Source organism: Fredinandcohnia onubensis, from assembly GCF_002734285.1.
GTDB lineage: Bacteria > Bacillota > Bacilli > Bacillales > Bacillaceae_L > Ferdinandcohnia > Ferdinandcohnia onubensis_A.
In genome coordinates, this window is record NZ_NSEA01000033.1 from 39492 (window position 1) to 43103 (window position 3612).

3 protein-coding genes and 1 pseudogene are annotated in these 3612 nt (G+C 38.5%); all 4 read left to right on the top strand.

Annotation, left to right across the window (positions count from 1 at the left end):
* Nucleotides 1-308: 308 nt before the first annotated feature.
* The 4 genes and pseudogenes from CKJ95_RS23970 to hutH all read left to right on the top strand — a co-directional run bounded on the left by CKJ95_RS23970 (nt 309) and on the right by hutH (nt 3386).
* The gene (locus CKJ95_RS23970) at nt 309-740 is read left to right on the top strand and encodes a sensor histidine kinase (protein WP_257215899.1); all 432 of its coding nucleotides are present in this window, start codon (nt 309-311) and stop codon (nt 738-740) included.
* 93 nt (nt 741-833) lie between these two features.
* Nucleotides 834-1169: a sensor histidine kinase gene (locus CKJ95_RS23975; RefSeq protein WP_257215900.1), complete on the top strand. Its 336-nt coding sequence runs from the start codon at nt 834-836 to the stop codon at nt 1167-1169.
* 3 nt (nt 1170-1172) lie between these two features.
* Nucleotides 1173-1579: pseudogene (locus tag CKJ95_RS22110) on the top strand (hypothetical protein).
* 286 nt (nt 1580-1865) lie between these two features.
* Entirely contained in the window at nt 1866-3386 is a 1521-nt protein-coding gene (gene hutH / locus CKJ95_RS22115) for a histidine ammonia-lyase (RefSeq protein WP_099355629.1), read from the top strand.
* Nucleotides 3387-3612 lie beyond the last annotated feature (226 nt).

Here is a 3612-nt window from a genome sequence, read left to right on the forward strand (position 1 = left end):
AACGAGAAACGATAAGTGCTATACCGGAAACAGCTTAAACGGTATATCATCATAACGAGAAACGATAAGTGCTATACCGGAAACAGCTTAAACGGTATATCATCATAACGAGAAACAATAAATGCTATATCGCAAACAGCCTAAATGGTATAACACATGATCGAGAAACAATAAATGGTATACCGCAAAGAGTCTAAACGGTATATTGCCATAACGAGAAACAATAAATGCTATACCGCAAACAGTCTAAACGGTATAGCACATAATCGAGAAACAATAAATGGTATACCGCAAACTTCATCGAGCGTATGAAGAGGAAAAGAGCCGATGAAAAGTGGATCCAGCCGATTACTAAGTTAACGGAAGCGACCAAAGAGATTACACGGGAGAATTTTCATTATCCACTAACGATTGATCGTAATGATGAAATTGGACAATTAGTAGAAAGCATTAACACGATGCAGACGCAGTTACAGCATAATGATGAAGCGAGGAAATCCTTTATCAATAATGTGTCACATGATTTTCAGTCTCCACTTATGAATATTCAGGGATATACGGAGCTTCTACTGTCACAAAATGTAAATGAACGAGATGCTAAAGAATACTTACAGGTTATTGATCATGAATCAAAGCGGCTTTCAAATTTAACAAAGCAGCTATTGCTGTTAACATCTCTTGATCAAAAAGCATATCCGATGAAGATTTCAGAGGTCCAATTGGATGAACAAATTAAATAAACCATCCGTAGGTATCAGTGGCGACTACAGGAAAAGGAAATTGAAGTCTCATATAAACTGCCATTTATTCGGACAAAAGTTGATGCAGAACTTATGAGCAACGTCTGGGACAACTTACTAACAAATGCGATAAAGTATAATACACATGGAGGAAATATTTGGATTAGCTTATCTAGAAGCGAGTTTTTCGTTAAGGTCATTGTGAAAGATACAGGAATCGGCATGTCAAAGGAAGCCGTCTCTCAAATTTTTGAACGTTTTTATCGAGTGGATTCATCTAGAAAAAGAGACGGAATAGGACTTGGTTTATCGAACGTTAAACAAATAATTGACCTGCATGGAGGAGAAATCAAAGTTGACAGTAGGGTTGCTGAAGGAACAACCTTCACAATTATACTTCCTAACATGATTGGGGAAATGGAGGAATAACTAATGGAACAAACTTGGAGTATACGGCTCATTCGATTTTCAGCTATATTCGGTATAATCGGACTTTTCTAGGCTCTCATATGTCTGGAAATATGGATTATTCGTTGAGACCTATTCATGCTCATATTCTATTAGTAGGCTGGCTATCGGTGTTTGCTTGGGGAATTTTTTATAAAGTATATACGATTAAATACAAAAGACTTGTACCCATTCACAGTATCCTGGGAATACTAGGTGCTCTGGGGTTGACGGTAGGAATGTGGATGTACAATATAAATCCTTTTAATCTTAATGAGACCTTTGTCATGGTGTTCTTTATCGTGGGCGGAAGCTTACTTTTACTTGCTTTTTTACTATTCGTGCCAATCACTTTTCTCGTTGAAAAACAGCAGCAAAATAAGAGCTTTTAATTCTTATATAAACTTTTACCAATCTTTGAAAGTGATGGTTGACGCTGGAAGTGAAAGCGCATATACTAAAATTAGTTATTAGACTTTAGAGTTTATAAGATACCTAGGCAAGGGAAAGAATTGTTTGTATTTTTGAATTGGAATTAATCACATATAATACGCCCATAGTATTTTAGTTAATAGGGGGCTATATGATGAAGTCATTTTTTTCGTGACTTTCATCATGTAGCTCCCTTTTTTATTGGCTCTTTACCGTACTAAAGTGAATTAGAAGGGAGACAAACAGATGGTTACCTTAACGGGTCAAACACTAACTTTTCAAGAGGTACAAAGAGTTTTATATGAAGGTGAAAAAGTTAATTATTCTGAAGAGAGTATGAGAAAAGTCCAAGAAAGTCGTAAAGCAGTTGAAAAAATTGTGGCTGAGGAACGAATTATTTATGGCATTACAACAGGATTTGGGAAATTTAGTGATGTGTTTATCGATAAAGAAGATGTAGAGGCATTGCAATTAAATTTAATTCGTTCTCATGCTTGCGGAATTGGTGAACCCTTTCCAGAGGTTGTATCACGTGCGATGCTACTTCTTAGAGCAAATGCATTGCTGAAGGGATTTTCAGGTGTACGTCCGGTCGTGATTGATAGATTGCTTGATTTACTAAATGCTGGCATTCATCCGGTCATTCCACAGCAAGGATCACTTGGTGCAAGTGGGGACTTAGCGCCACTCTCACATTTGGCTCTTGTATTAATCGGGGAGGGTGAGGTCTTTTATAAAGGGGAGAAAACATCTGCGATACATGCGTTAACGAAGGAATCTATTTTCCCGATTACATTAACAGCAAAAGAAGGATTAGCACTTATCAATGGAACACAGGCAATGACAGCGATGGGGGCAGTAGCATACTTGGAAGCGGAAAAATTAGCTTATCAAACAGAATTGATTGCCTCTGTAACAATCGAAGCATTACGAGGAATTATTGATGCATTTGATGAAGATATTCAGCTTGCACGTGGCTATCGAGAGCAAATTGAAGTAGCTGAGCGTATTCGTGCTCATCTTTCAGATAGCTCTCTAATAACAAGCCAAGGAGAAATCCGCGTTCAAGATGCATACTCAATCCGTTGTATCCCTCAAGTGCACGGAGCGACATGGCAAACATTAAACTATGTAAAAGAAAAATTGGAAATTGAAATGAATGCTGCTACTGATAATCCGTTAATTTTTGATAATGGTGAAAAGGTCTTATCAGGGGGGAACTTCCACGGCCAACCGATCGCTTTTGCCATGGACTTCTTAGCGATTGCAGTGGCGGAACTCGCCAATATTTCAGAGCGTCGTATTGAGCGTTTAGTTAATCCTCAACTGAACGACCTACCACCATTTTTAAGTCCTGAACCAGGCTTACAATCAGGTGCGATGATCATGCAATATGTCGCAGCATCACTTGTATCCGAAAACAAAACATTAGCGCATCCAGCGAGTGTAGATTCGATTCCCTCATCCGCAAACCAGGAGGATCACGTGAGCATGGGGACCATTGGATCAAGACACGCATATCAAGTTATCACAAATACGCGTCGTGTCTTAGCAATTGAGGCCATTTGTAGCATGCAGGCAGCTGAAATTCGCGGAAAAGAAAAAATGGCAACCGCAACAAGCTCATTTTTAGAAAATGGTAGAAAAGTCGTGCCGTATATTTCTGCAGACCGCGTGTTCGCTAAGGATATCGAAGCAATGAATCACTGGTTAAAGACTGGAACTTTTAACTTTAATCAGCAGAAGTCCCCTACTTCTACTGATTAAAGTTAAAGCCTCCGGCGGATGCCTCGATTTTTCAGCGGAAATTTTTCGAGCTAGCTCGAAAAAAATCGGGCGCAAATACGCCAAGGCGCATTTGATATTTAATCAAAAGGCAACAAAAAACTCCACTAATTAACAAACGGTCGAAGTTAAGTAATCGGGATTCTATGCGTTCTTTTTATTAATAAAATATAAGTAACACAAGGTAGTGTCAAAAGTTCTATGAAAA

What these genes read in the sequence shown, in the direction of transcription:
- hutH (WP_099355629.1), top strand. Translation starts at nt 1,866, where the DNA reads ATGGTTACCTTAACGGGTCAAACACTAACTTTTCAAGAGGTACAAAGA.
- CKJ95_RS23970 (WP_257215899.1), top strand. Translation starts at nt 309, where the DNA reads ATGAAGAGGAAAAGAGCCGATGAAAAGTGGATCCAGCCGATTACTAAG.
- CKJ95_RS23975 (WP_257215900.1), top strand. Translation starts at nt 834, where the DNA reads ATGAGCAACGTCTGGGACAACTTACTAACAAATGCGATAAAGTATAAT.